The organism is Streptomyces sp. SYP-A7185, assembly GCF_046103685.1.
In the GTDB taxonomy this organism is placed as follows: Bacteria; Actinomycetota; Actinomycetes; order Streptomycetales; family Streptomycetaceae; genus Streptomyces.
Genome location: NZ_CP122310.1, coordinates 3910448 through 3936661, shown reverse-complemented (window position 1 = coordinate 3936661; position 26214 = coordinate 3910448). Strand labels below are relative to the sequence as shown.

The 26214-nt window shown below is 70.1% G+C and carries 25 protein-coding genes, 1 tRNA gene and 1 riboswitch; of the genes, 16 read left to right on the top strand and 10 right to left on the bottom strand.

Going from position 1 to position 26214, the window contains the following annotated elements:
• Positions 1-22: 22 nt before the first annotated feature.
• Entirely contained in the window at positions 23-1288 is a 1266-nt protein-coding gene (locus QBL25_RS17230) for a PTS transporter subunit EIIC (protein WP_409057925.1), read from the bottom strand.
• A 266-nt stretch (positions 1289-1554) separates the two neighbouring features.
• Entirely contained in the window at positions 1555-2868 is a 1314-nt protein-coding gene (locus tag QBL25_RS17225) for a PTS transporter subunit EIIC (protein WP_409057924.1), read from the bottom strand.
• A 223-nt stretch (positions 2869-3091) separates the two neighbouring features.
• On the opposite strand from QBL25_RS17225, the gene QBL25_RS17220 reads away from it, so the two are divergent.
• The 4 genes from QBL25_RS17220 (at position 3092) to rdgB (ending at position 5426) form a co-directional block, all read left to right on the top strand.
• Complete coding sequence (locus tag QBL25_RS17220) at positions 3092-3325, top strand: glucose PTS transporter subunit EIIB (RefSeq protein ID WP_409057923.1); 234 nt, start codon at positions 3092-3094, stop codon at positions 3323-3325.
• Between the two features lie 116 nt (positions 3326-3441).
• The gene (gene rph / locus QBL25_RS17215; RefSeq protein WP_409057922.1) at positions 3442-4173 is read left to right on the top strand and encodes a ribonuclease PH; all 732 of its coding nucleotides are present in this window, start codon (positions 3442-3444) and stop codon (positions 4171-4173) included.
• Positions 4174-4396: 223 nt separating this feature from the next.
• Complete coding sequence (locus tag QBL25_RS17210) at positions 4397-4792, top strand: hypothetical protein (protein ID WP_409057921.1); 396 nt, start codon at positions 4397-4399, stop codon at positions 4790-4792.
• 28 nt (positions 4793-4820) lie between these two features.
• Positions 4821-5426 (top strand): RdgB/HAM1 family non-canonical purine NTP pyrophosphatase, encoded by a 606-nt coding sequence (gene rdgB / locus QBL25_RS17205; RefSeq protein ID WP_409057920.1) that lies wholly within the window; start codon positions 4821-4823, stop codon positions 5424-5426.
• Positions 5427-5488: 62 nt separating this feature from the next.
• Here rdgB and QBL25_RS17200 read toward each other — a convergent pair.
• From QBL25_RS17200 to bcp, 5 genes are all read right to left on the bottom strand, one after another.
• Positions 5489-5571 (bottom strand) — tRNA-Leu (locus QBL25_RS17200).
• 20 nt (positions 5572-5591) lie between these two features.
• Positions 5592-6272 (bottom strand): HNH endonuclease, encoded by a 681-nt coding sequence (locus QBL25_RS17195; protein ID WP_409057919.1) that lies wholly within the window; start codon positions 6270-6272, stop codon positions 5592-5594.
• Entirely contained in the window at positions 6269-6910 is a 642-nt protein-coding gene (locus tag QBL25_RS17190; RefSeq protein WP_409057918.1) for an HNH endonuclease signature motif containing protein, read from the bottom strand. The genes QBL25_RS17195 and QBL25_RS17190 overlap by 4 nt, the downstream gene beginning before the upstream one ends.
• A gap of 151 nt (positions 6911-7061) precedes the next feature.
• Positions 7062-8558, bottom strand: a complete 1497-nt coding sequence (gene proP, locus QBL25_RS17185) for a glycine betaine/L-proline transporter ProP (protein ID WP_409057917.1) — start codon at positions 8556-8558, stop codon at positions 7062-7064.
• A 135-nt stretch (positions 8559-8693) separates the two neighbouring features.
• Positions 8694-9161, bottom strand: coding sequence for a thioredoxin-dependent thiol peroxidase (gene bcp / locus QBL25_RS17180; RefSeq protein ID WP_361186625.1), 468 nt, complete (start codon positions 9159-9161; stop codon positions 8694-8696).
• A gap of 172 nt (positions 9162-9333) precedes the next feature.
• Between bcp and QBL25_RS17175 the strand changes: the two genes are divergently transcribed.
• From QBL25_RS17175 to QBL25_RS17165, 3 genes are all read left to right on the top strand, one after another.
• Positions 9334-9663 (top strand): DUF3618 domain-containing protein, encoded by a 330-nt coding sequence (locus tag QBL25_RS17175; RefSeq protein ID WP_409057916.1) that lies wholly within the window; start codon positions 9334-9336, stop codon positions 9661-9663.
• A gap of 97 nt (positions 9664-9760) precedes the next feature.
• Positions 9761-10063, top strand: a complete 303-nt coding sequence (locus tag QBL25_RS17170) for a co-chaperone GroES (RefSeq protein ID WP_190080540.1) — start codon at positions 9761-9763, stop codon at positions 10061-10063.
• Between the two features lie 60 nt (positions 10064-10123).
• Positions 10124-10185: riboswitch (guanidine-III (ykkC-III) riboswitch) on the top strand.
• 49 nt (positions 10186-10234) lie between these two features.
• On the top strand, positions 10235-10555 hold the full coding sequence (locus tag QBL25_RS17165) for a multidrug efflux SMR transporter (RefSeq protein ID WP_160505255.1): 321 nt from the start codon (positions 10235-10237) through the stop codon (positions 10553-10555).
• A gap of 80 nt (positions 10556-10635) precedes the next feature.
• On the opposite strand, the gene QBL25_RS17160 is transcribed toward QBL25_RS17165, so the two are convergent.
• Entirely contained in the window at positions 10636-13458 is a 2823-nt protein-coding gene (locus QBL25_RS17160) for a transglycosylase domain-containing protein (RefSeq protein ID WP_409057915.1), read from the bottom strand.
• 217 nt (positions 13459-13675) lie between these two features.
• Between QBL25_RS17160 and QBL25_RS17155 the strand changes: the two genes are divergently transcribed.
• The 4 genes from QBL25_RS17155 to QBL25_RS17140 all read left to right on the top strand — a co-directional run bounded on the left by QBL25_RS17155 (position 13676) and on the right by QBL25_RS17140 (position 17213).
• Positions 13676-14497 (top strand): ABC transporter permease, encoded by an 822-nt coding sequence (locus QBL25_RS17155; protein WP_409057914.1) that lies wholly within the window; start codon positions 13676-13678, stop codon positions 14495-14497.
• A gap of 112 nt (positions 14498-14609) precedes the next feature.
• Positions 14610-15461, top strand: coding sequence for an ABC transporter permease (locus tag QBL25_RS17150; protein WP_409057913.1), 852 nt, complete (start codon positions 14610-14612; stop codon positions 15459-15461).
• 6 nt (positions 15462-15467) lie between these two features.
• A complete protein-coding gene (locus tag QBL25_RS17145; protein WP_409057912.1) occupies positions 15468-16433 on the top strand; it encodes an ATP-binding cassette domain-containing protein in 966 nt (321 codons plus the stop codon).
• A gap of 9 nt (positions 16434-16442) precedes the next feature.
• Positions 16443-17213: a DUF1707 domain-containing protein gene (locus QBL25_RS17140; RefSeq protein ID WP_409057911.1), complete on the top strand. Its 771-nt coding sequence runs from the start codon at positions 16443-16445 to the stop codon at positions 17211-17213.
• A gap of 73 nt (positions 17214-17286) precedes the next feature.
• Here the strand turns inward: QBL25_RS17140 and QBL25_RS17135 are convergent, their stop codons facing one another.
• A complete protein-coding gene (locus QBL25_RS17135; RefSeq protein WP_409057910.1) occupies positions 17287-18606 on the bottom strand; it encodes an SGNH/GDSL hydrolase family protein in 1320 nt (439 codons plus the stop codon).
• 223 nt (positions 18607-18829) lie between these two features.
• On the opposite strand from QBL25_RS17135, the gene QBL25_RS17130 reads away from it, so the two are divergent.
• The 4 genes from QBL25_RS17130 to QBL25_RS17115 all read left to right on the top strand — a co-directional run bounded on the left by QBL25_RS17130 (position 18830) and on the right by QBL25_RS17115 (position 24211).
• Positions 18830-20542 carry a DUF445 domain-containing protein gene (locus tag QBL25_RS17130; RefSeq protein ID WP_409057909.1) on the top strand — a complete coding sequence of 571 codons (1713 nt, stop codon included), beginning with the start codon at positions 18830-18832 and terminating at the stop codon, positions 20540-20542.
• A 311-nt stretch (positions 20543-20853) separates the two neighbouring features.
• Positions 20854-22350 carry an MFS transporter gene (locus QBL25_RS17125; RefSeq protein ID WP_409057908.1) on the top strand — a complete coding sequence of 499 codons (1497 nt, stop codon included), beginning with the start codon at positions 20854-20856 and terminating at the stop codon, positions 22348-22350.
• An 84-nt stretch (positions 22351-22434) separates the two neighbouring features.
• Positions 22435-23421 carry a GlxA family transcriptional regulator gene (locus tag QBL25_RS17120; RefSeq protein ID WP_409057907.1) on the top strand — a complete coding sequence of 329 codons (987 nt, stop codon included), beginning with the start codon at positions 22435-22437 and terminating at the stop codon, positions 23419-23421.
• A gap of 355 nt (positions 23422-23776) precedes the next feature.
• The gene (locus QBL25_RS17115; RefSeq protein ID WP_409057906.1) at positions 23777-24211 is read left to right on the top strand and encodes a hypothetical protein; all 435 of its coding nucleotides are present in this window, start codon (positions 23777-23779) and stop codon (positions 24209-24211) included.
• Positions 24212-24422: 211 nt separating this feature from the next.
• On the opposite strand, the gene QBL25_RS17110 is transcribed toward QBL25_RS17115, so the two are convergent.
• Entirely contained in the window at positions 24423-24740 is a 318-nt protein-coding gene (locus QBL25_RS17110; protein ID WP_409057905.1) for a hypothetical protein, read from the bottom strand.
• Positions 24741-24917: 177 nt separating this feature from the next.
• On the opposite strand from QBL25_RS17110, the gene QBL25_RS17105 reads away from it, so the two are divergent.
• Positions 24918-26183, top strand: a complete 1266-nt coding sequence (locus tag QBL25_RS17105; RefSeq protein ID WP_409057904.1) for an FAD-dependent oxidoreductase — start codon at positions 24918-24920, stop codon at positions 26181-26183.
• The last annotated feature ends 31 nt before the right edge of the window (positions 26184-26214 follow it).

Here is a 26214-nt window from a genome sequence, read left to right as displayed (position 1 = left end):
ACGTCCCGAGTGGGGCGGGAGGCTACTTGGCCTCGGCCTTGAGGATCTCGGCGAGCTCCTCGTCGGACTCGCGGCCCGGCGTCGGAAGGTTCCACTTGGTGATCGCGAAGCGGAAGATCACGTAGTAGACCGCGGCGAAGCACAGACCCACCAGGGCCAGGCCCCACGGGTTGCTCGCGATGCCGAGGTTGAGGAAGAAGTCGACCGCTCCCGCGGAGAAGCCGAAGCCGTCCTTCATGCCGAGCGCCCAGGTCAGCGCCATGGAGACACCGGTGAGCACCGCGTGGATCGCGTACAGGACCGGCGCGATGAACATGAACGTGAACTCGATGGGCTCGGTCACGCCGGTGACGAACGCGGTGGCCGCGAGGGAGAACATCATGCCGCCGACGACCTTGCGGCGCTCGGGGCGGGCGCAGTGGACGATCGCGAGGCAGGCCGCCGGGAGGGCGAACATCATGATCGGGAAGAAGCCGGTCATGAACTGTCCGGCGCTCGGGTCACCGGCCAGGAAGCGGGCTATGTCGCCGTGCTTGCCCTCGAACTCACCGGCCTGGAACCACGGGAAGGAGTTCAGGAGGTGGTGCATGCCGATCGGGATCAGCGCACGGTTGGCGACACCGAAGATGCCCGCGCCGACGGCGCCGGAGCCGGTCAGCCACTCGCCGAAGTTGTGCAGACCGCTGCCGAGCACCGGCCAGATCAGACCGAAGACGATGCCGATGAGCAGGCCCGCGAAGGCCGACAGGATCGGGACGAGGCGACGGCCGCCGAAGAAGCCGGCCCAGTCGGGCAGCTTGGTCCGGTAGAACTTCTGGTAGAGCAGGGCGACGACGATGCCCATCACGACACCGCCGAGGACACCGGCGTTGACCGGCGCGTCGTTCATGACGATCTTGCCGTCGACGACGCTGGCGACCTGCGGCAGGTTGCTGTCGGTGAAGGTGGCGAGCACCTTCTGGAAGACGAGGTAGCCGGTGACGGCGGCGAGGGCCGTCGAACCGTCCGACTTCTTGGCGAAGCCGATCGCGATGCCCACGGCGAACAGCAGCGCCATGTTGTCGAGGATCGCGCCGCCACCGGCGGCCATGTAGCCGGCGATCTTGGTGATGAACGTCGGGAACGAGTCCCGGCCGAGCATGTCGGCGTTGCCGAGGCGGACGAGCAGGGCGCCTGCGGGCAGCACGGCGACCGGCAGCATGAGGCTGCGGCCGATGCGCTGCATGACAGCCATCGCGCCGGAGCCCTTCTTCTTGTCGGCCGCGGGGGCGGCACTGGCCGTGGACACAACTTCCTCCAGTGGGCAAGGCGCCGCCTGGGGACATGGAAGAGGGGACGGCGGCGTCTCCGGGGGGCCGCGGCCGACGGCCGCGTGGTCTACACCAATTAGTGGTGTAGACCTGTTGTAGCACGGTGAAGGTGACGTAAGGAACCCACGAGTTTTGTGGGGTCCGCCATAACGTGAAATTAACGTCGAAAGACCCCTGGACCACAGGGTCCAAGGGTCTTCCGGGTAGCGCGGTGCGTGACCGCCAAGACACGCCCTGCCAGGGGCTATGCCTTCGTCTGCTCCGCGTCCAGTGCTTCCGCTTCCTCCTCCGGCTCCCGCCCCGGCGTATGCAGGTCGAACTTGCGGATCACGAAGCTGAACAGCACGTAATACACCACCGCGAACGCGAGCCCGATCGGAATGATCAGCCAGGGTTTGGTCGCCAGACTCCAGTTGATGACGTAGTCGATCAGGCCCGCCGAGAAGCTGAAGCCGTCCTTGACCCCCAGGCCCCACGTCACCGCCATGGACACACCCGTGAGCACCGCGTGGATCGCGTACAAAAGCGGCGCGATGAACAGGAACGAGTACTCGATCGGCTCGGTGATGCCCGTGACGAACGACGTCAGACCGACCGAGAGCATCATGCCGCCGACCACCTTGCGCCGCTCCGGACGCGCCGCGTGCGTGATCGCCAGGGCCGCCGCCGGCAGCGCGAACATCATGATCGGGAAGAAGCCCGAGGTGAACTGGCCCGCCGTCGGGTCACCCGCGAGGAACCGGTTGATGTCACCGTGCACGATCGTGCCGTCCGGCTTGGTGAAGTCACCGAACTGGAACCAGACGAACGTGTTCAGGAACTGGTGCAGACCGATCGTGAGCAGCGCGCGGTTCGCCACGCCGAAGATCCCGGAGCCCAGCCACCCCAGGTCCACCAGCCACTTGGAGAAGCTGGTCAGCGCGTCACCGATGGGCGGCCAGATCCACACGCACAGACCGGCGAAGACCAGACCGACGAAGGCCATGATGATCGGCACCAGCCGCCGGCCGTTGAAGAAGCCCAGCCAGTCGACCAGCTTCACGCGGTGGTAGCGCTGCCAGAACCACGCGGCGAGCAGCCCCATCACGATGCCGCCGAAGACCCCTGGATTCTGGTACGCCGCCTGCGCGGGCGTCCCGTCCTGCGCGATGCAGACACCGCTCCACATCCCCGCGGCGCCGAAGGTCGTGTCCGCGGGGCAGTCGTCGGGGAAGGCCCGCAGGACCGCGTAGTACACGAGGAAGCCCGCGACCGCGGCGAGCGCCGTGGAGCCGTCCGACTTCTTCGCCATGCCGATCGCGACGCCGATGCAGAACAGCAGGGGCAGACCGAGGGTGGAGTCCAGGAGGGAGCCGCCCGCCGCCGCGAAGACCTTGGCGACGTTGTCCCAGCCGAGCCCGTCGGCCCCGAAGACGTCCGGCTGGCCCAGACGGTTGAGGATGCCCGCCGCGGGAAGGACGGCGATGGGCAGCTGGAGGCTGCGACCCATCTTCTGGAGGCCCTGGAACAGGCCGTTCCACCACTTCTTCTGCGGCACCACCGCTGCGTTGGAACTCATGGGCGTCCCCTCCGGAACAAGCCAGGTTTGGCGGTCGTTGAAAACTGGTGTAGACCAGTTGCGGAACGAGTGCGGTGCCGTGCCGACAGGAGTGGCACCTTGATCGTCATCATTGGGCACGAGTGCCGTAACCGCCCGCGAAGATGCTCCAACCGTGCGTTACCGTGACAAAGCGGGCCTACGGTGTGGTGAGGCCGCGTCCTTTAAGAACAGGGAGAACACCATGGCCAGCAAGGCTGAGAAGATCGTCGCCGGGCTCGGCGGCATCGAGAACATCGAAGAGGTCGAAGGCTGCATCACCCGCCTCCGCACCGAGGTCCACGACCCGAGCCTCGTCGACGACGCCGCGCTGAAGGCCGCAGGCGCCCACGGAGTCGTCAAGATGGGCACCGCGATCCAGGTCGTCATCGGCACCGACGCCGACCCCATCGCCGCCGACATCGAAGACATGATGTGAGCAGCTGAACCCACGTCACCCACGTCCGAAAGGCCCCGCCCCGCACCCCGGGACGGGGCCTTTCGCGCGCCACCTCCGGCCACTTCCGGGTCACCGCAACGGCTAGGCTCGACGCCATGTCTCGAATCGACGGCCGCACCCCCGAACAGCTCCGCCCGATCACCATCGAGCGCGGCTGGAGCAAGCACGCCGAGGGCTCCGTCCTCATCTCCTTCGGCGACACCAAAGTCTTCTGCACCGCCTCCGTCACCGAAGGCGTCCCGCGCTGGCGCAAGGGCAGCGGCGAAGGCTGGGTCACCGCCGAATACTCGATGCTGCCCCGCTCCACCAACACCCGCGGCGACCGCGAATCCGTACGCGGCAAGATCGGCGGCCGCACCCACGAGATCTCCCGCCTCATCGGCCGCTCCCTGCGCGCCGTCATCGACTACAAGGCGCTCGGCGAGAACACCATCGTCCTCGACTGCGACGTCCTCCAGGCCGACGGCGGCACCCGCACCGCCGCCATCACCGGCGCGTACGTCGCACTCGCCGACGCCGTCGCCTGGGCCCAGGGCAAGAAGCTCGTCAAGGCCGGCCGCAAGCCCCTCACCGACACCGTCTCCGCCGTCTCCGTCGGCATCGTCGGCGGCGTACCGCTCCTCGACCTGCGCTACGAGGAGGACGTGAAGGCCGACACCGACATGAACGTCGTCTGCACCGGCGACGGCCGCTTCGTCGAGGTCCAGGGCACCGCCGAGGCCGAGCCCTTCGACCGCAAGGAACTCAACGCACTGCTCGACCTCGCCGTCGGCGGCTGCGAAGACCTCGCGGCGTTCCAGCGCGCGGCACTCGAAGCGACGCAGTAAGAACAAAGCAGCAACGCAGCAGCAAAAACGCAGCAGCAGCAACGCAGCAGCAGCAACGCAGCAGCAGCAACACCGCACGGACCGGCCGGCCGGGGGGCCACAGGGCCGGGCCGAACGGCGGGGCAGGGCAGGCAACCATCCGGCCCTCCCCAGGCGTTCTAACCAATACGGGCGCACGGGCAAAGCCGTGCGCCCGTAACAGCACTCGGGGAGGGACCCACGCATGGCCGCGCGCCACCGCCGTATCGCCATCGCCATCACATCAGTTCTGATCGCCGTGCCGGCGGGCATCGGACTCGTCGGCTGCGACGCCGTCAACAAGGCGCTCGACTGCGTCCAGACCGCCGACGCCATAGCCGACAGCGTCACCGACCTCCAGCAAGCCGTCGAGAAGGCGGGCGACGACCCCGCCCAGGCCGACGAAGCACTGGACAAGATCGACGAGAACATCGACGAGATCGGCGACAAGACCGAGAACGCCGACGTGAACAAGGCGGTCGACGACCTCGACAAGGCCGTCGGCAACGTCCGCGACGCCGTCGACAAGGGCGACGCGACCCCCGACCTCAAGCCGATCGTGGACGCGACCAGCGAGCTGTCGAAGGTCTGCACGCCGTAGCCGGCCGGGGGCTTGGATACTGGTCGGCATGACCCGCCTCATCCTCGCCACCCGTAACGCCGGCAAGATCACGGAACTCAAGGCGATCCTCGCCGACGCAGGCCTCACCCATGACCTCGTCGGCGCGGACGCCTACCCCGAGATCCCCGACGTCAGGGAGACCGGCGTCACCTTCGCCGAGAACGCCCTCCTCAAGGCCCACGCCCTCGCCCGCGCCACCGGCCTCCCCGCGGTCGCCGACGACTCCGGCCTCTGCGTCGACGTCCTCGGCGGCGCCCCCGGCATCTTCTCCGCCCGCTGGGCGGGCCGCCACGGCGACGACGCCGCGAACCTCGCCCTCCTCCTGGCCCAACTCGGCGACATCGACGCGGACGCCCACCGCGGAGCCCACTTCGCCTGCGCGGCGGCGCTCGCCCTGCCGGACGGCACGGAGAGGGTGGTCGAGGGCCAACTGCGCGGCGTACTCCGCCACACCCCGGCCGGCTCGGGCGGCTTCGGCTACGACCCGATCCTCCAGCCCGAGGGAGAGACCCGCACGTGCGCGGAACTCTCCCCGGCCGAAAAGAACGCGATCAGCCACCGCGGCAAGGCGTTCCGGGCGCTGGTACCGGCGGTGCGGGAACTGCTGGGCTGAGGGCACGTACGACAAAGGCCCGGCTCGCGGGGTACGCGAGCCGGGCCTTGGAAACGAAGGTGTGCGGCCGGAGGGACTCGAACCCTCAAGGGATTTCTCCCACAACATCCTAAGTGTTGCGCGTAGGCCATTCCGCCACGGCCGCATGGCGAGCCATATTACCGGTCAGGCGGTGCTTCGTCTCGGGGCCCCGAGGGGTGCGGGGCGTCCCCCGCGACACCAGGTACTCGTGATCGCATGGCAGTTGGGGCACAGCAGGCGCAGGTTCTCGCGGCGATCGTCGCTCCAGTCGCCGTTGATGTGGTCGATCTCCAGCGTCATGGGCTTTCCGTTCCACAGGGGAGGGGTCCCACATCCGTCGCACAACTCGGGGACGCCGATCTCGCGCAGCGCTCGACGCAGGACGACGGTCCTGGTGCGGCGCCGGCGGTCGTGTTTGACGAGCACGTCCGCTGCCGCCTTCCGAGGCTTCGTTCCCGGCTTGCCCCGCTGATGGGCCTGGCCGAGAAAGTGCGAAGTGTCCAGCCCCTCCTCGTCCACCCAGCGACGGAAGAGCACGTACGGCCGGGTAGTCGGCGTCTTCCCCAGCATGCGCAGTGCTCCTGCGACGGATGAGGACTGCGAGACCGCCTGTCGCAGTTCCTCGGGGGAAGGCCTGGTGTGCCCCCGCCGTGGACGCGGAAAGTGGGAGACGTCGATGCCGAAGTGGTCGAACCGCCTGAACAGATGACGGTGGAGGTTCTCGTAAGGGCGCGTGCCCAGAAAGGCGATGACTTCGTCGATGTCGGAACAGCGCTCGGCTGCCTGCGTCAGAAGTTCCCGCGTATAGCGGACCGGAGTGCTCATGACCGGCGCCCCTTGGCCCGACCCCGGTAAGTGTCCGTGGTCGCATGGCAGTTGGGGCACAGCAGGCGCAGGTTCTCCATCCGGTTGTCGCGCCAGTCCCCGTCGATGTGGTCCACCTCCAGCGGCAGCGGATGCCCACGCCACAGCGGTTCCGTCCCGCACAACGCGCACTGCTCGACGACGCCGAGTTCGGTCATGGCCCGCTTGAGCCGGTCACTCTGCATGCGCCGGGCCGTCGTCGGCTCTTGTGCGACCAAGACCTCGTGCGGGGCCCGGCGCTGCTTGGGGACGCCGCGCCGGGAGGGCCGCCGAAAGTGTGACGTGTCGATGCCGTACGCCGTGATACGGCGTGCGATGTGCGTGTGGTGGCCGCCCACGACCTCGATCCCCAGATACCGCAACACGTCGGTCACGCTCTTCGACACGGCCACGGCAGGCTCAAGGATTTCCCTGGTCCACCGAGCCCCCTCCCGCTCGAAGTGCGACGTGTCCACCCCCAGCTTCTTCATCCGCTGACGGATGTACCGCCGCGTCGAACTCTTCGGGTCCACCCCCAGGCTGCCCAGCGCCTCGGACAGCGTCCGAGACGACTTTGCGGCTTCTTCCAGCCGCTCCTTGGTGTACGGACTGACCGGCATCCTTCCCCTCCGTATCCGAGGCATGTCCGACCGTCTGTCGCAGCCCCGTACGGACTAACGAACCGACAATCGGACTGTTACGTCCGGAATGCGGAACGGCCCGCCTCACTTTTTGTGGGGCGGGCCGTTCGCAGGAGGGGGAGGGCCGGGGTCAGAAGCGCGGCGTAGGGGCCGCTGCCTCCACCATGTCCGCCGCCTCCTGCTTCGTTTCCACCGACGGTGGCGACCCCTCCAGCGGCTTCTGGGCCGTTTCCTTCATGCAGGCCACCGCGATCACACCCACCAGCGCCGCCGCCATCGAGTAGTAAGCCGGGATCATGTCCGTCCCCGTGATGCTGATGAGGGACGTGATGACCAGGGGGGCGGTGCCTCCGAAGAGGGACGCGGAGATGTTGTAGCCGACGGACAGGGAGCCGTACCGGACCGAGGTCGGGAACAGGGCCGGAAGCGTCGCCGACATCGTGCCCAGGAGGCAGACCAGGGAGAGGCCGAGCAGCAGCATGCCGCCGGAGACCGCGAGCAGGCTGCCCTGCTTGATCAGGAGGAACGCCGGGATGGACAGGACCAGGAAGCTGACCATGCCCGTCATCAGGAGGGGCTTGCGGCCGAACCGGTCGGACAGCTTGCCCACCTGGGTGATGATCAGCATCAGGATCACCATCGTCCCGATGAGGATCAGCAGCCCGTGCGCGTCGTCGTAGCCGAGCTCGTCCGAGAGGTACGTCGGCATGTACGACAGGAGCATGTAGTCGGTGATGTTGTACGCGCCGACCAGGGCGATGCACAGGATCAGCATCGGCCAGTGCTGGCGGAAGATCTTCGCGAGGTCGCCCTTGGCGGTGGTCTCCACCGTGGAGGCCCCTTCGGAGGCCGCGTGGAAGGTGGCGTCCTCCATCTTCTGGAACGCGGGCGTCTCGTCGAGCTTCAGCCGCAGGTAGAGGCCGACGAGGCCGAGCGGGCCCGCGACGAGGAACGGCAGGCGCCAGCCCCAGGACTCCATGGCGTCGGAGCCGAGGGCGGTGTTGAGGATGAGGACGAGGCCCGCGGCGCCGGTGTAGCCGGCGAGGGTGCCCATCTCCAGGAAGCTGCCGAAGTAGCCGCGGCGCTTGTCGGGGGCGTACTCGGCGATGAACGTCGACGCGCCGCCGTACTCACCGCCGGTGGAGAAGCCCTGGACCAGGCGGAAGAAGATCAGCAGGACGGGGGCCCAGAAGCCGATCGTGGAGTAGGACGGGATCAGGCCGATGGCGAGGGTGCCGATCGCCATCATGATCATCGTCAGGGCGAGGACCTTCTTGCGGCCGATCTTGTCGCCCATTGGGCCGAAGACCATGCCGCCGATGGGGCGTACGAGGAACGACACCGCGAAGGTGGCGAACGACGAGATCAGCTGGACCGTGTCGTTCCCGGACGGGAAGAAGACGCGGCCGATGGTGACGGCCAGGTAGCTGTAGATGCCGAAGTCGAACCACTCCATGGCGTTGCCGAGCGAGGCCGCTTTGACCGCCCGCTTGACCGCCGCCTCGTCCGTGACCGTGATGTCCGTGCGGCGCAGGGGAGGATCCTTGCGCCTTTTGACGGCCCGGAAAAGGGTGCGGTGCCGCTTGACCGCGTCGGCGTCGGCCTCTGCCTCGTCGTGGGCCGCCATGAAGTAGATCCTTCCGTTCTGTGAACAGTCCTCCAGGAATCACTTGCTCGAAGATGGCCGATGCAAACGAAAGCCCCCTTGGAGGGGGCTTTCGTCACAGTCGCGGGCTGCCGAGGGGCAGGGACGGGGCGTGGGTCAGATGCCGAGGTCCTTGATGATCTTGGCTACGTGGCCCGTCGCCTTGACGTTGTAGAAGGCGTGCTCGACCTTGCCGGCCTCGTCGACCACCACCGTGGAGCGGATGACGCCGGTCACGGTCTTGCCGTACAGCTTCTTCTCGCCGAAGGCGCCGTACGCCTCCAGGGTCTCCTTGGAGGGGTCGCCGACCAGCGTGACCTTGAGGTTCTCCTGCTCGCGGAACTTGGCCAGCTTCTCGGGCTTGTCCGGGGACACGCCGATGACGTCGTAACCCGCGCTCGCGAGCACGTCGAGGTTGTCCGTGAAGTCGCAGGCCTGCTTCGTGCAGCCGGGGGTAAGGGCGGCCGGGTAGAAGTAGACGATGACCTTGCGGCCCTTGTGGTCGGCCAGGGAGACCTCGTTGCCGTCCGCGTCCGGCAGGGTGAAGGCCGGGGCCGTGTCGCCGGGGGTGAGTCGCTCGCTCATCTTTCGGTCTCCTCGCACAGGATGCTGCGTCAGCAGGATGTTCGTGAATCGTGTGGTGACGGAGTCGAGCGTAATAGGGGTGCCGTGGGGTGCGGTGCGCGTGGAGCTGACAGACTGTCGGCGAGACGTACAGAAGGAACAGACAGCCGGATACGACCACGGAGGCAGCGCGGTGTCGGACACGTCGGATATCAGGACCCCGGCGCAGATCGAGGCGGACATCAAGCGCCGCCGCGTGACGCTCGCCGAGACGCTCGACGAGATCGGGGTGCGGGTCCACCCGAAGACGATCGTGGGTGACGCGAAGGCCAAGGTCGTCGCGAGTGTGGACAACTCGCTCGGTCGGGCGTACGTCGGTGCGAACCGCGTCGTCTCCGACGTGCGGGCCCAGCTGGTCCACGAGGACGGGGCGCCCCGTCTGGAGCGCATCGTCCCGGTGGCCCTGGTGGTCGTGGGCCTCGTGGGGATGCTCGCGGTGAGCACGAGGCGCCGCAAGGACTGACCCGGCATCGTACGGGTGTGCCGTGGGCAGGTAGGTTCGGGGCGTGAGCGCCAAAAGCCAGGGACACGGTCCCCACGACGACAAGCTGCCCATCCGGATGCTGCACGACCGTGTGCTCGTGCGGCAGGACACCGCCGAGGGCGAGCGCAAGTCGGGCGGCGGCATCCTGATCCCCGCGACGGCCGCCGTCGGCAGGCGTCTGGCGTGGGCGGAGGTCGTCGCCGTCGGGCAGAACGTGCGCGCGGTGGAGCCGGGCGACCGCGTCCTGTACGACCCGGAGGACCGGGCCGAGGTCGAGGTGCGGGGCGTGGCGTACGTGCTGATGCGCGAGCGCGACCTGCATGCCGTGGCCGCGGACCGGTTCGAGGGCTCCGAGGACTCGACCGGGCTGTATCTGTAGCCCGCAGCACGTACGGAAGGGGCTGGTGACCATCGTCACCAGCCCCCTTTGCGCGTTGTTTGCTACCTTTTAAGGACCCCGACGAGACGCGCCGTACCGGGTTTCCGCAAAGACGACGCACCCCCATTGAAGTGACGCGATCGCGCGTCTCTAGGTGTCGGAGGTGCCGTCATGGCCTGGGTTCTGTTGATCGTCGCCGGTCTGCTCGAAGTGGGCTGGTCGATCGGGATGAAGTTCACCGAGGGGTTCACCCGGCTGTGGCCGAGCGTGTTCACCGGCCTCGGGATCGTCGCGAGCATGATGCTGCTCTCCCACGCCGCCAAGACGCTGCCCATCGGTACGGCGTACGGCGTGTGGGTCGGCATCGGCGCCGCCGGTGCGGCGGTGGTCGGGATGATGGTCCTCGGTGAGCCCGCCACCGCCGCCCGGATCTTCTTCGTGGTGCTGCTGCTCGTGGCCGTCGTGGGCCTGAAGGCGACCTCGGGGCACTAGCCGACTCCGGGGCGCCAGAGGCCTTCGCCCGGCCGCACAGAGGTCCTCGCCCGGCCGCCCGGAGGCGGCCGGGCTTCCGGCTATTCGGGGGATTCGCCCTTGCGCCGGGCGGCCGAGTTGTCCGTCAGGCCGCCCAGCGCCCCGTCGTCCTCGCCCGTGCCGCCGTCGGCCGTGGAGCCGTCGGTCGTGCCGCCCTGCGCGGCGCCCGGGTCGGCGGTGGTGCCTCCGTCGGCCGTTGTTCCGCCGTCGACGGTGGCACCGCCGTCCGTCGGGCCCTGGGTCTGCCCCTGGTCCTGGCCCTGCGTCTGGCCCTGGTCCTGGCCTTGGGTCTGCCCTTGGTCCTGGCCCTGCGTCTGGCCCGCGTCCTGCCCCTGGGTCTGGCCCGCGTCCTGGCCCTGGACGTCCTCGCCGCCCGTGACCGCGCCGCCGGTGGCCGGGTCCTGGGCGGTGTCCGAGGGGTCCGGGAGCTCGGGCACGTCGGCGCCGTCCTCCAGCTCCAGATCGAAGTCCTGCACGGGCTCGCCCTGGAGGGCCTCCCGGGTGAACTGCGCCCAGATCTGCGCCGGGTACCCGCCGCCGTTGATGCGCGCCTGGCCGAGCGCCCCGTACAGCGGGGTGTGCGCGCCCGTCTCCGGGTCCTGGCCCATCACGGAGACCACGGTGGCGAGTTCGGGCGTGTAGCCCGCGAACCAGGCCGCCTGGTCCTCCTCCGCGGTGCCGGTCTTGCCCGCCGCCGGCCGGCCGGCGGCCTGCGCGGCCGTGCCGGTGCCGCCGTCGACGACGCTCTGGAGGATCGAGGTGGTGGTGTCGGCGGCCTCGCGGCTGACGGCCTGCGCGGTCTTCGGCTCCGGCAGCTCGATCTCCTGGCCGTCCTTGGTGACCCGCTCGACCATCGTGTACGTGGGGTGCTTGCCGTGGTTGGCGAGCGTCGCGTACGCCTCCGTCATGTCCAGGACGGAGGCCGTGGACGGGCCGAGCGCGATGGACGGGGACGCGGTGAGGTCCGGGGTGCTCTCGGGGACGCCGAGGGCGACCGCCGTGTCCTTGACCTTGTCCGAGCCGACGTCGACGGCCATCTGGGCGTACACCGAGTTGACGGACTTGTCGGTGGCCTGGCTGACGGTGATGTCGCCGTAGTCGACGTTGTCCTCGTTCTCGGGGGCGTACAGACCGCCGTCCCAGCCCTGCACCGGGCGCTTGTTGGTGCCGTCGTAGATCGTGTTCGGGGTGATCGTGCGGCCGTCCTGGGTGACCGAGCCGTTCTCCACGGCCGAGGTGAAGACGAACGGCTTGAAGGTGGAGCCCACTTGGTAGTCGCGGCGCGTGGCGTTGTTGACGTACTGCTTGGTGTAGTCGATGCCGCCGTACATCGCGACGACCTTGCCGGTCTTCGGGTCGATCGACGCGCCGCCCGCGCGCACGTTGCGGTCGACCTTGCGGGCGTCCTTGTCGATCTTGGACATCACCTGTTCGTCGACGGCCGTCTTGAAGGCCTCCTGGCGGTCCTTCTGGAGGGTGGTGGTGATGCGGTAGCCGCCCTTGGCGAGGGTGTCCTCCTCGACGATGTCGTTGGCCGTCAGATAGTCCTCGACGGCCTGCACGAGATAGCCGCGCTGCCCGGACAGGCCGGAGGCGCCCTTGGCCTCCTTGGGCATGGGGAACTTGGTCTTCGCCCGCTCGGCGGCGCTGAGCCAGCCCTCCTTGACCATGCCGTCCAGGACGTAGTTCCAGCGGCCCACGGCACGCTGCTTGTTCTCCGGGTGCGTCGCCACGTCGTACGCGTTGGGGGAGTTGAGCAGGGTCGCCAGGTAGGCGCCCTGCGCGGTGTTCAGCTTCTTGACGTCCTTGCCGAAGTACGCCTGGGCCGCGGCCTGCACGCCGTACGCGTTGCGACCGAAGTAGCTGGTGTTCAGATACCCGGCGAGGATGTCGTCCTTGCTCACCTCGCGGTCCAGCTTGATGGAGATGAAGAACTCCTTGGCCTTGCGGGTGACCGTCTGCTCCTGGCCCAGGTAGTAGTTCTTCACGAACTGCTGGGTGATCGTCGAACCGGACTGCTTGCCCTTGCCGGTGACGGTGTTCCAGGCGGCGCGGATCATCGCCTTCGGGTCGACCGCGGACTCGCTGTAGAAGTCCCGGTCCTCGGCGGCGAGCGCCGCGTGCTGGACCTCCTTGGGGATCTGGCTCAGCGGTACGTTCTCGCGGTTGACCTCGCCGTCGCGGGCCAGTTGGCTCCCGTCGGCGTAGAGGTAGACGTTGCTCTGGGCGATGGCTCCCTCGTTGGCCGGCGGGATGTCCACGATCATGTAGCCGGCGACGAAGCCGCCGACGCAGAGCAGGATCAGCAGGATGAAGCCGCCGAGCACCATGCGCCAGGTGGGGAAGATCCGCCGCCAGCCCTTGCGCTTGGGGCGCTTCTTCTTGCCCTTCTTGCCGGTGCCGTCGCCGGTGCTGCCGCTGCCGCTGCCGCTGCCGGCCGCGGCTGCCGACTGGGTTGCTCCCTCGGGGGGCCGCGGGAGGGCCGGGCCGGGGGGCGGGACGGGGAGCGGGGCAGGGGGAGGCGCCGGGGCGGGGGGAGCGGGCTGCTCGGAGGCTTTCCGGGTGGCCGGGGTGGCCGGGGTGGCCGGGGTGGCCGGGGTGGCCGCCGGGTCCGCCTGTTCGGCCGGTTCAGCCGCTTCATTCGGTCCGGACTGCGCGGCCTGCTCGGACTGCTCGGCCTGCTCGGATCGCTCGGCCCGCTCGGCCGGTTCGGTCCGCTCGCTCGGGGCGGCCGGTTTCGGGGGCTCGGGCGGTGTCGCCGGTCCGGCAGGTTCCGGTGGGGGCGCCGGGGGGTCCACGGGTTCGCGGGGCGCCCAGCCCTCGGGCTCGTTGCCGCCCCGCTGCTGCGGCTCGTCGCTGCTCATGTCTCGTGGAACTCCCGGTTCGCGTCGTACGTCACGTACGCCTCGTACGACCCATTGCACACTGTCGCTTCCTGCGTTCCGCGCCAGGCACGCGCCCCGCGAGGAAAATGCCTGGCACGGGCGGCCCCGGCAGGGCTAGGCTCCGTCCCTTTGGCCCGGAACAGGTTGACCCGTAAGGGTTCGGACCCTCCACCGGGCACGGCTCTCGTTAAAGGGGATGCGTGTGCGTACAGGACGGTTCCGCTTGTACGCGGCCGTCGCCCGCGGAGGCTTCAGACGGTACGCGACCTACCGGACGGCCACGGTGGCGGGAGTCTTCACCAACACCGTCTTCGGGCTGATCCTCGCCTACACCTACATTGCGCTCTGGGACGAGCGCCCGGGCCTCGGCGGCTACGACCAGGCGCAGGCGCTCACCTTCGTGTGGCTGGGGCAGGCGCTCCTGACGGTGATGGCGCTGATGGGCGGCGGTTTCGAGGGTGAGCTGATCGAGCGGATCCGCACCGGGGACATCGCCGTCGACCTCTACCGGCCCGCCGACCTCCAGGTCTGGTGGCTCGCGACCGACCTGGGCCGGGCCCTGTTCCAGCTGCTCGGGCGCGGTGTCGTGCCGATGGTGGTGGGCGCCCTGGTCTTCGAACTCGCCCTGCCCGCCGACCCGCTGCGGTGGTTCGCCTTCCTGCTCGCCGTGTTCTTCGGCGCGCTGGTCAGCTTCGCGATCCGCTTCCTCGTGGCGCTCTCCGCGTTCTGGCTGATGGACGGCGCGGGCACCACGCAGGTGGCGATGCTCGCGGGCACGTTCTTCTCCGGGATGCTGCTGCCGCTGAACGTCTTCCCGGGCGCGCTCGGCGAGTTCGCCCGCGCGCTGCCCTGGTCGGCGCTGCTCCAGGTGCCGGCCGACGTGTTCCTGGGCAAGCACACGGGCCTGGACCTGCTGCGGACGTACGCCTTCCAGCTCGGCTGGGCGGCGGCCCTGCTCACGGCCGGGCGGCTGCTCCAGGCCGTGGCCACGCGACGGGTGGTGGTCCAAGGTGGCTGATCCGACGAGGGAGCGACACGGCCCGACGGGCGAGCGGCACGCCCCGCCGCGGGAGCGAGACGGCCTGACGGGTGAGCGAAACGGCCCGGCATGGGAGCGAGACGGCGGCCTGATGCCGGAGCGAGATCGCCCCGCGCGGGCGCGTGACGGTCTGACCCAAATGCGGGACGGGCTCCGTGCCTACCGGCTGATCTCCGCCATGTGGATCCGCTCCCTGATGGCCTACCGGCTCTCCTTCGTGATGACCGCGTTCGGCAACTTCGCCGTGACCGCCTTCGACTTCGCCGCGATCCTGCTGATGTTCTCCCAGGTGGACCGGCTCGGCGGCTACTCGCTGTCCGAGATCGCCCTCCTGTACGGGGCCACCTGCACCTCCTTCGGGCTCGCCGACCTCGCCCTGGGGTCCATGGACCGGCTCGGCAAGCGGGTGCGCGACGGCACGCTCGACACGCTCCTGGTGCGGCCCGCCCCGGTGATCGCGCAGGTCGCCGCCGACCGCTTCGGGCTGCACCGGCTCGGGCGGCTCCTCCAGGGCGCGCTCGTCCTCGCGTACGCCCTGGTGGTCCTGGACATCGCCTGGACCCCGCTGAAGGTGCTCATGATCCCGCTGATGCTGCTCTGCGGGGCGGGCATCTTCGGGGCGGTGTTCGTGGCGGGCGCGGCCTTCCAGTTCGTGGCGCAGGACGCGGCCGAGGTGCAGAACGCGTTCACGTACGGCGGCACCACGCTGCTCCAGTTCCCGCCGACCGTCTTCGCCAAGGACCTGGTGCGCGGCGTCACCTTCATCCTGCCGCTGGCCTTCGTGAACTGGCTGCCCGCGCTCTACGTCCTGGGGCGGCCCTATCCGCTGGACCTGCCGGCCTGGGTGGCGTTCACGCCGCCGCTGGTGGCCGCCCTTCTTCTCGCGCTCGCGGGCCTCGCCTGGCGCACCGGCCTTCGTTCGTACCGCAGCACAGGGAGCTGAACCACCGTGGAGACAGACCTCATCGAGCTGGACGGCGTCGAGAAGGTTTTCGACGTACGCAAGAAGACCGGCTTCCTGCGGCGCGAGAAGCACGAGGTGCGGGCCGTGGACGGCATCACCTTCACCGTGCCGCGCGGCGAGATGGTCGGCTACATCGGCCCGAACGGCGCGGGCAAGTCGACGACGATCAAGATGCTGACGGGCATTCTCACGCCGAGCGGCGGCCGGCTGCGGGTCGCGGGCATCGACCCGTCACGCGAGCGCACCCGCCTGGCGCGACGCATCGGCGTCGTCTTCGGGCAGCGCACCACGCTGTGGTGGGACCTGCCGCTGATCGACTCGTACCGCCTGATGCACCGCATGTACCGGATCCCCGACGCCCGCTTCAAGGAGAACCTCGACCGCTGCGTGGAACTCCTGGAGCTGGGCGCCCTGTTGGACGTCCCCGTGCGCCAGCTCTCCCTCGGCCAGCGGATGCGCGGCGACATCGCGGCGGCGCTGCTGCACGACCCGGAGGTGCTGTACCTGGACGAGCCGACGATCGGCCTCGACGTCGTCAGCAAGGCCAAGGTCCGTGGGTTCCTGCGGGACTTGAACGCGGAGGCGGGCACGACGGTCCTGCTCACCACGCACGACCTGACCGACATCGAGCAGCTCTGCAAGCGGGTGATGGTGATCGACCACGGCCGTCTGATGTACGACGGGGCGCTGGCCGGGCTGCACGAGGTGGGGGAGAGCGAGCGCACCCTGGTCGTCGACCTGGAGCGTGAACTTCCGCCCATCGAGGTGGAGTCGGCGCGCGTGGTGAAGGTGGAGGGGCCGCGGCAGTGGCTCGCCTTCCCCGCGGCGGAGTCGGCGGCTCCGCTCGTCGCCCGGGTCGCGGCCCGCTATCCGATGGTCGATCTCTCGGTCAGGGAACCCGACATCGAAGCGGTCATCGCCAAGATGTACGCGGAGAAGGCGACCTCGTAGGCTGCTCGTATGACGGACGAGCAGCCTCATCTCCCTGACCTCCGGGCCGCCGACGCCGACCGCGAGCGGGTCGCCGAACGACTCCGTGACGCCGTGGCCGAGGGCCGCCTCGACATGGAGGAGTTCGGGGAGCGCCTCGAGGCCACGTACAAGGCGCGTACGTACGGCGAGCTGGAGCCGATCACGCGGGACCTGCCGGAAGCGGGCGCCAAGGTCTCCATGGTGAAGCCGTCCGCCGCGGCGGAGGGCGAGATCGACTGGCCCTCCCGGATCGGCGGCGAGGCCACCTCCACGGGGGGCTTCGCGTTCTGGAGCGGCTTCAACCGCAAGGGCGGCTGGACGATCGGTTCCCGCTTCACCGCGTTCGCGATGTGGGGCGGCGGTGAGATCGACCTGCGCGAGGCCCGGTTCGCCGACCGTGACGTCGAGATCCGCTGCTTCACGATCATGGGCGGGCTCCAGGTCACCGTGCCGCCCGAGCTGGACGTCCAGGTCAAGGGCTTCGGCATCATGGGCGGCTTCGACGACAAGGCCACCGGCGTGGGCACGCCCGGCTCCCCGCGCGTGGTCGTCAAGGGGTTCGCCCTGATGGGCGGGGTCGGCGTCGAGCGAAAGCTGCCCCGGGCGGAGCGCCTGCGGATCAAGGAGGAGCGCCGCCGCGAGAAGCTGGAGCGGCGCGAGGAGCGGCGTGCGGCGCACTTCGAGCGGGCCGAGGAGCACCGCCTGCGGCACGAGGAGCGGCATCAGCTGCACATGCGCAGGCGCGAGGAGCGGGACTGAGCCACGGCCGGTCGGACGGGTCGGACGGGTGCCGGGGTGACCGCGGGGTCACCCCGGTGGTGGTGCCGGGTGACTACAGCTCGGCGGCCGCCGAGCCGCGCAGGTTCGTCACGTTGAACGTCTCGGCCATCTTGCGGTAGCCCAGGTCGCTCGGGTGCAGGTGGTCGCCCGAGTCGTACGCGCCGCGCAGCTTGCGGGGGTCGTACGGATCACGCAGCGCCCGGTCGAAGTCGACGAACTCGTCGAAGACCTTGCCGTCGCGGATCTGTTCGTTGACCGCCTGGCGCACGTTCTCCAGGGAGGGCTCGTACCCCCGGTGGCCGCCGAACGGCATCAGGGTCGCCCCGACCACCCGCAGGCCGCGCGTGTGCGCCTGGCGGGTCAGCTCGCGCAGGCCCTCGACGATGCGGTCGGGGTTGTTCTGGTGCGGGTTGCGCAGGATGTCGTTCACGCCGAGCGCGATGACGACGGCCTTGACGCCCGTCCGGTCGAGGACGTCCCGGTCGAAGCGCGACAGGCCGCTCGGGTTGTCCGCCGGGGTGCCGTTGCCGTCCGAGAGGACGCGGTTGCCGCTGATCCCCGCGTTCACGACGCCGTAGCGCGGGGCGCCCGACTCGTCGCGGAGGCGGTCGGCGAGGGTGTCGGTCCAGCGGGCGTTGGCGCCCATCGTGGAGGAGATGCCGTCGGTGAGCGAGTCGCCGAAGACGACGACGGTGCCGTTCGACTCGTTGCTGAGGACGTCCACCGCCGAGAGGTAGCGCCAGGAGGTGCTCTGCTGGGTGTACGCGGCGCCGTTCAGGTCTTCCGTACGGTCACCGTCGGCGACGTAGCTGACCTGGCGGGCGTGCGGGTGGAAGGTCACCGGACCCGAGGGGGTCGGCGAGTACGTCGTGACCAGGAGGTCGGCGTCGTGCGGCACGCGCATGCGGACCGCGTCGCTCATCACCTGCTGGCCCGCGGGGATCACCACGGACGTGTTGCCGTTGAAGTTCAGGCGGCGCAGGGTGTTCGGCGCGGCAGCCGGGTCGTTCACGCCCGCGGCGACCGCGATGGAGGCGTGGGTGATGCTCAGCGGCTGCCGGCCGTACAGGTTCGACAGGGTGATGCGGGCGCTGTCGCCGCCGACGCTGGTGTGCACGACATTGCGGATGGAGCGCCCCGCGAAGCCGTTGCGGAGCGTGTTTGGTTCGGCTGCCGCGGGGGATGCGGCCCATGAGCCGACCCAGGTGCCGGACGAGGCCGGCGCCGCGGAATTGCGGGGGCTGCGGGGCCCCGCGCTGATGGTGTCCTGAGATCCGTCGTCGGTGGATACACCGAGGTATATGGCGGCGGAAATCACCACTATTACCGCGAGGACCGCGGCAAGCAGGGCATAACCGTGACGCTTGGTCATGCGGGCTGTGTCTCCTCGAGCAGGGGGAGCCCGACCGAGGCTCCGATGTGATCACCCCATGATGCGTCATGGGCCGTGAGGCGGCCGACACTGCCCCCCTCCGTCCATTGAGACGCCGGGAACTTGTGGTCCGTTCCAGGAGTCGGTCAGGAAGGGGTACATGGAGACGGGGACAATACGGATGAGGACGCCGCGAACCACGCGAACGGGCCAGGTGGAGTGAGTGGAACGTACGAATCGATCAGTTCCGGAGGACGCGGACGCCGAGGACGCGTCGGGCCCGGCGGGGCCCGGGGGCGCGGCCGGTGCGGCTGGTGAGGCCGGTGAGGCCGGTGTGCCGGGGGCCGCGGGGCACGCGTCTGAAGCGGCCGGGGGTGTGACGGAAGCGGGCGGAGGCGCGGCCGAGCGGGGTGGGGCTGCCGTACGGGACGGTGCGGCCGAACGGGGTGGGGCTGCCGAACGGGGTGGGGCTGCCGAACAGGGTGGTGCGGGAGAGCATGCCCGCGGCCTCCGCCGTTCAAGCGGCCGTCCGCCGGGCTCCGGCCGGGCGAGTACCCCCGCAGGTGCCGCCCCCGCAGGTGCCGCCCCCGCTGGTGCCGCCCCCGCGGGCGCCGCTCCCGCAGGCACTGCTCCCGCAGGCGCCGCCCCCGCAGGCCCTCTCACGGGCGGTGGCGGCTTCACGTACAGCCCCGCCGACGAAGAGAAGCGGCGCGGCGTCCGGCGGATGAAGATCACGGCGACGGGTCTCCTGCTCTTCGTGGCCCTCGTCTACGTGCTCGCCAAATGGGCGCAGAACTCCGGAGCGGGCATCTGGGCGGGCTATGTGGCCGCCGCGGCCGAGGCCGGCATGGTCGGCGCGCTGGCCGACTGGTTCGCGGTGACGGCGCTCTTCCGCCACCCCCTGGGCCTGCCCATCCCGCACACGGCGATCATCCCGAACAAGAAGGACCAGCTGGGCGCCTCCCTCGGCGATTTCGTGGGCGAGAACTTCCTCTCCGCCGACGTCGTACGGGGCCGGCTGCGTGCGGTGGGCATCGGCAGCCGCCTCGGCACCTGGCTGGCCGACCCGGATCACGCCGACCGGGTGACGGCCGAGCTGGCCACGGCCCTGCGCGGCGCCCTGACGGTCCTGCGGGACTCCGACGTCCAGGCGGTCGTCGGCGAGGCCATCACGCGCCGCGCGGACGCCCAGGAGATCGCTCCGGGCATCGGGAAGATGCTGGAGAAGGTCGTCGCGGACGGCGGCCACAAGCGGGTCGTCGACCTGATCTGCGTACGCGCCCACGACTGGCTGGTCCAGCACGACGAGTCGGTCATGGACGCGGTCCAGGGCGGCGCCCCCGGCTGGACCCCGCGGTTCGTCGACAAAAAGGTCGGCGAGCGGGTCTACAAGGAGCTGCTGCGCTTCCTCTCCGAAATGCGGGACATGCCCGGGCACCCGGCGCGCGGCGCCGTCGACCGCTTCCTCGCGGACTTCGCCGCCGACCTCCAGTCCGACTCCGACACCCGTGAGCGCGTGGAGCGCCTCAAGCGCGAGGTGCTCGGCCGCGGCGAGGTCCAGGACCTGATCGCCTCCGCCTGGTCGGCGGTCCGCCAGATGATCGTGGCCGCCGCCGAGGACGAGCGCAGCGAGCTGCGCCTGCGGGTGCGGGCCGCGCTGCTCTCGCTGGGCTCGCGGATGGCGACGGACGGCCGGCTCCAGCAGAAGGTGGACGGCTGGGTGGAGGGCGCCGCGGTGTACGTGGTGACGACGTACCGCGACGAGATCACCTCGCTCATCACCGACACGGTCGCGGGCTGGGACGCCGAGCACACGTCGAAGAAGATCGAGGCGCACATCGGCCGCGACCTTCAGTTCATCCGGATCAACGGCACGGTGGTGGGCGCGCTGGCGGGGCTCGCGATCTACGCGGTGTCGCATGCGCTGGGGGCGTAGGGGGCGTAGGGGGCGTAGGCGTACGGGTGCCGGGGCCCGCTGCCGGTCCTCTGCGGCCCGCCGCCGCCCCGCAGCGGGGCCGGGCGTGCGGCGCACGGCGGAACCGGCGCGCGTGAGGGCGGCTTTGCCGGGCACTCTGGAGTAGTCCTCTCGACGTAGAGGGGATCGTCGTCCGAGCCGCGGAAGCGGGAAGCCCGGCAGCGGCCCGAGCCGAGGGCCCAGGAGTGGCCCGAGCTGAAGGCCCAGAAGTGGCCCGATCAGTGGCCCGAGCGGGTCGGCGACGTGGGAGCAGCGGAAGGAGCCCGCCCGCCATGACCGCGTCGTCCACGCCCGCCCCGCCCCCGCCGGACCGGGAGCGCGCCCCGGCCGAAGCCACGGTCACCACGGCCGTGCCCGCCCGACTCGACCGGCTGCCCTGGTCCCGCTGGCACTGGATGATCGTCATCGGCCTCGGCACCGTCTGGATCCTGGACGGCCTGGAAGTCACCACCGTCGGCAACATCGCAAGCCGCCTCTCCGAGGAAGGCAGCGGCCTGGCGATCAGCTCCGCCCAGGTCACCGGCACCGCGGCGGCCCTGTATGTGGCCGGTGCCTGTGCGGGCGCCCTCTTCTTCGGCCGCCTCACCGACAAATACGGCCGAAAAAAGCTCTTCATGGTCACCCTCGCGGTGTACCTCGGCGCCACCGCGCTGACCGCGCTCTCCTTCGACGCGTGGTGGTTCTTCGTCTTCCGGTTCCTCACCGGCTTCGGCATCGGCGGCGAGTACGCGGCCATCAACTCGGCCATCGACGAACTCATCCCGTCCAAGTACCGCGGGCGCGTCGATCTGATCATCAACGGCAGCTACTGGCTGGGCGCGATCGGCGGCTCGCTGCTCTCGGTGGTCATGCTGAACACCAGCATCTTCCCGAAGGACCTCGGCTGGCGGCTCACCTTCGCCCTCGGCGTCGTCCTCGGCCTGGTGATCCTGCTGGTGCGCCGCCACGTCCCGGAGAGCCCGCGCTGGCAGTTCATCCACGGGCGGGGCGAGGAGGCGGACGCCCTCGTCACCTCGGTGGAGCGCGAGATCGAGGAGGAGAAGGGCCGGCCCCTGCCGCGCCCCGACCGCGAGATCACCATCCACCAGCGCAAGAGCATCGGCTTCGGTCTCATCGCGAAGACCGTCTTCCGCGACTATCCCAAGCGCGCGGTGCTCGGCCTGTCCCTCTTCGTCGGCCAGGCGTTCCTCTACAACGCGATCACCTTCGGCTTCGGCGCGATCCTCACCAAGTTCTTCGACGTCCCCTCGGGCAACACCGGGTACTACTTCGCCGTCATCGCCGCGGGCAACTTCCTGGGCCCGCTCTTCCTCGGCAAGCTCTTCGACACGGTGGGCCGCCGGATCATGATCTCGTCGACGTACATCGTCTCGGGTGTGCTGCTCTTCGTCACGGCTTGGCTGTTCGACCGGGGCTCGCTGACCGCGACGACGCTCACGGCCTGCTGGTGCGTGGTCCTCTTCTTTGCTTCGGCGGGCGCGAGCAGCGCGTACCTCACGGTCTCCGAGATCTTCCCGATGGAGACACGCGCCATGGCGATCGCCTTCTTCTACGCCATCGGTACGGCGGCCGGCGGCATCAGCGGCCCGCTGATCTTCGCCAAGCTGACCGAGACGGGCGTGGTCGGCGACACGGTGCTCGCCTTCCAGATCGGTGCGGGCCTGATGTGCGCGGCGGGCCTGGTCGCGGCGGTGTTCGCGGTGAAGGCGGAGCAGCAGTCCCTGGAGGACATCGCGCGACCGCTGTCGGAGGCGAAGGCTTCCGGGTGAGGGGCTTTCGGGTGAAAGACCTCCGGTGAGCAGGGTGGGAAGAGGGTGGGAAGAGGGCGGGAAGAGGGTGGGAAGATCCGGGGCATGAGCGGAGAGGCAGCGGGAGCGCAGGGTCCGCACCGGGTGGCGGTCCTCGTCAGGGACGGGGTCCTGCCCATGGAACTGGGCCTGGTCCACCAGCTGTTCGGCAACGCGCGCTCGCCCGGGGGCACGCGCCTCTACGAGCTGACGACCTGTGCCCTGACCCCCGGCATGATCCGTACGGACGCGGACTTCCCCGTCCACGCCGGGCACGGCCCCGAAGCGGTGGCCGAAGCCGACACGGTGATCGTCCCGGCCTCGCACGAGGAGGACGAGGCACTGAGACCGGGCGAGCTGCCTCCCGCCCTGGCGAGCGCGCTGGACTCCGCCGCCGGCGCCCGTATCGCCTCCATCTGCACCGGCGCCTTCGTCCTGGCGGCGGCGGGCCTCCTGGACGGCCGCAGGGCGACGACGCACTGGCTGTCCGCGGACCACTTCGCCCGTACGTTCCCGTCCGTGACGGTGGACCCGGACGTGCTGTACGTGGACGAGGGCCCGGTGCTCACCTCCGCGGGCGAGGCCGCGGGCATCGACCTGTGCCTGCACATGATCCGCGGCGACCACGGGGCGGCGGTCGCGGCCGACGTGGCCCGCCGCAACGTCGTGCCCCCGCACCGCGAGGGCGGCCAGGCCCAGTACATCCGCCGCCCGGTGGCGGAACCCCGGCTGACGTCGACGGGCCGGGCGCGGGAGTGGGCCCAGGAGCGCCTGGCCGAGCCGCTGACGCTCGCCGAGATGGCCGCGCGGGAGTCCATGAGCGTGCGCACGTTCAGCCGTCGCTTCCGCGAGGAGACGGGCCTGACGCCGATGCAGTGGCTGACCCGGCGCCGGGTGGACCGGGCGCGCGAACTCCTGGAGGAGACGGACCGCACGGTGGACCGCATCGCCACGGAGGCGGGCTTCGGCACGGGCGCGTCGCTGAGGCAGCACTTCCAGGCGGGGCTCGGGGTGTCGCCGGGGGCGTATCGGATGACGTTCAGGGGGGCGTAGGGAGGGTGTAGGGGGTAGAGGGTGGAGAGGCGTAGGGGATACGGGGTGACGGGCGGCTCTGAGTACGGGTACTCAGGAGTTGATGCGGTCTCCGGCCTGAGTACGCGTACTCTGTCGGCCCTCCGACGGCGGCGGCAGGGTCATACGCATGACAGCGAAGCCGATACAGCCGATGCGGTCGCTTCCCCGGCGGCTCCAGCAGCCGCGCCAGTCGCTACGGGTGGGTGGGGCTGCTCCGGCGGGGGCGGGGCGCGCACCGAGGCCGAGGGGCGGCCTGCTCGGGCTGCCGGGCCGACTGGCGGGTCTGCTTCCGCTCCGGCTTCCGCGCCGGCTCCCGGGGCGGCTGCTTGATCGGTTGCCTGGTCTGCCGGGTGGGCTGCTGAGTCAGCTGCCCGACAGCCCTCCGCTGGGCCGCTGGGCGACCCGCGCCACGGGTGTCGGGTTCATGGTGGCGGCGTACCTGCTCTGTCTGCCCTGGGATCTGCGCAACCGCCCTGAGACGCCGGGCGCGTTGGACGAGTCGTCGCCGGTGACGGGGCTCGGCATCGCGGGCCTGACGGTGGCGATGCTGTCCCTGGCGGCCTACTTCGGCTTCCGGGACCGCCTGATCTGGGCGCTCCTGATCGTGGCGGGCCCTCCGGCGACGCTCATGTACGTCTCCTTCGACGGCCACCCGGAACCGGACGCTGCGGTGTGGCCGCTGGCCTGGGGGTTCTTCGTCCTGGTGATGGGCACGGGGGTGCTCGCGGTGGCGGGCTTCGCAAGACTGTTCAGGACCAGCGAGGCCTGAGCGGCGGGGGCGGTGACAGGGGCACCCGGCATGAGCACCGAGCCGGTCGCCGGGCGGTGTTACCGCCCCGTGGTGACGGTCAACCGGCAGTGTCGCCGCCCCGTGGTGACGGTCAACCGGCGGTGTCGCCGCCCCGTGGTGACGGTCAACCGGCGGTGTCGCCGCCCCGTGGCACCGGTCAACCGGCAGTGTCGCCGCCCCGTGGCGCCGCTCACCCGGCGGTGTTGCCGCCACGCCGCTCGACGAGGACCCACGACGCGACCCCGACGCCACCCGCGACGCCGAAGACGGCGGGCCAGGCCCCCACCTTCTTGGCGAGCGGATGGGACCCGGCGAAGGCGGCGACATACGTGGCGGTGAGCGCGGCGGCGGTCTTCGCACCGGCGCTCTGTCGCCACTGCCGCGCGGCGGCGGTTCCGGCGGCGGCTAGCACGACGCCGCCGAGCGGCCGCTTCTTGGTCCACCGGGCGACGGCGTACCCCCCGACGAGCCCACTGGCGGCCACTGCTGCTGCCGGTACCTTCGCCATGCCTGCCTCGCTTCCACGGCTTGCGGCCGATACGTCCCTCGATGGTCCGTTGCCGAGGCTAACGCGCTGCCGGGAAGCCTTGCGGCGAGGGGGTCTGCGCCGCGTAGGTTGGTGAGGGTGCGCGCTGCGGCCGAGCGGCGCGATCGAAGGCGCACCGACGAGGGACCGATAGTAAAGATGACCGTGCGAACCACTGCTGACCGACGCACCCGAACAGCCCTGGTCATCGGGGGTGGTGTCGCGGGCCCGGTGGCGGCGATGGCCCTGCGCAAGGCGGGCGTCGAGGCGACGGTGTACGAGGCGCACGACGGCCCCGCGCCCAGGGACCGGGGTGCCCGCCCCGGCGGGGCGATGACGATCGCCCCGAACGGCCAGCTGGCCCTGGAGGCGATCGACGCGGCGGAGATGGTGCGCGCGATCGGCACCCCGGTGACGGCCCTGGGCCTGCGCAGCTGGACGGGCAGGGACCTGGCCCGCCTCACCTCGCCCGAGGACCTCCCCGCCACGCGCTTCGTCTGGCGCACGGAGCTGTACGAGGCGATCGCGCGGGAGACGGAACGCCGCGGGATCCCGCTCCACACGGGCAAGCGCCTGCTGGACGCGACGGACACGGGGGCGGGGGTGACGGCCCGTTTCTCGGACGGCTCGCTGGCGAAGGCGGACATCCTGATCGGCGCGGACGGGCTGCACTCGACGGTGCGGTCCTTGATCGACCCGACGACGCCGAAGCCGCACTACGCGGGCACGCTGACGTTCACGGCACACGTCTCCAAGACGGAACTCCCGTCCACGGAGGGGGTGTTGTACATGTGCTACGGGAAGAAGGCGTACTTCGCGTACCAGATCTTCGACGACGCGTCGGCGGCCTGGGCGGTGAACCTGCCGCACCGCGAGCCGATGACGCAGACGGAGGCGCAGGCGGTGGGCGCGAAGGAGTGGCTCAAGCGCCTGCGCACGGCCTTCGCGGACGACCGCACGCAGGCCCCGGACCTCCTGGCGGACACGGACCCGCAGGACCTGCTCATCACGGGCCCCACAGAAACGATGCCTCAGGTGACGTCCTGGAGCAGGGGCCGCATGATCCTGATCGGAGACGCGGCCCACGCGACGTCCCCCACGTCAGGCCAGGGAGCCTCCCTGGCAACGGAAAGCGCGGTACAACTGGCGCGCTGCCTACGCGACTTGCCACCGGACCAGGCCTTCAAGACGTACGAGTCCCTACGCCGCCCCAGAGCAGAGAAAATCCAAAAACACACGACGGCCACCCCCACGGCAACCTCAGCAGCAGCCAGAACAGCAACAGCAAAACCAGCAGGCCCAGTAACCCGAGCCCTACGGGACGCCCTACTACCGGTAGCAACAAAGGTAAGCGGAGCCGGCGGAGCAGTCTGGGGAACCTGGCAGTTCAACCACAAAATCAACTGGGACGAACGAGTCGGCTAAAGCCCAACCGCCGCCCCGCCTCCCGCCGACA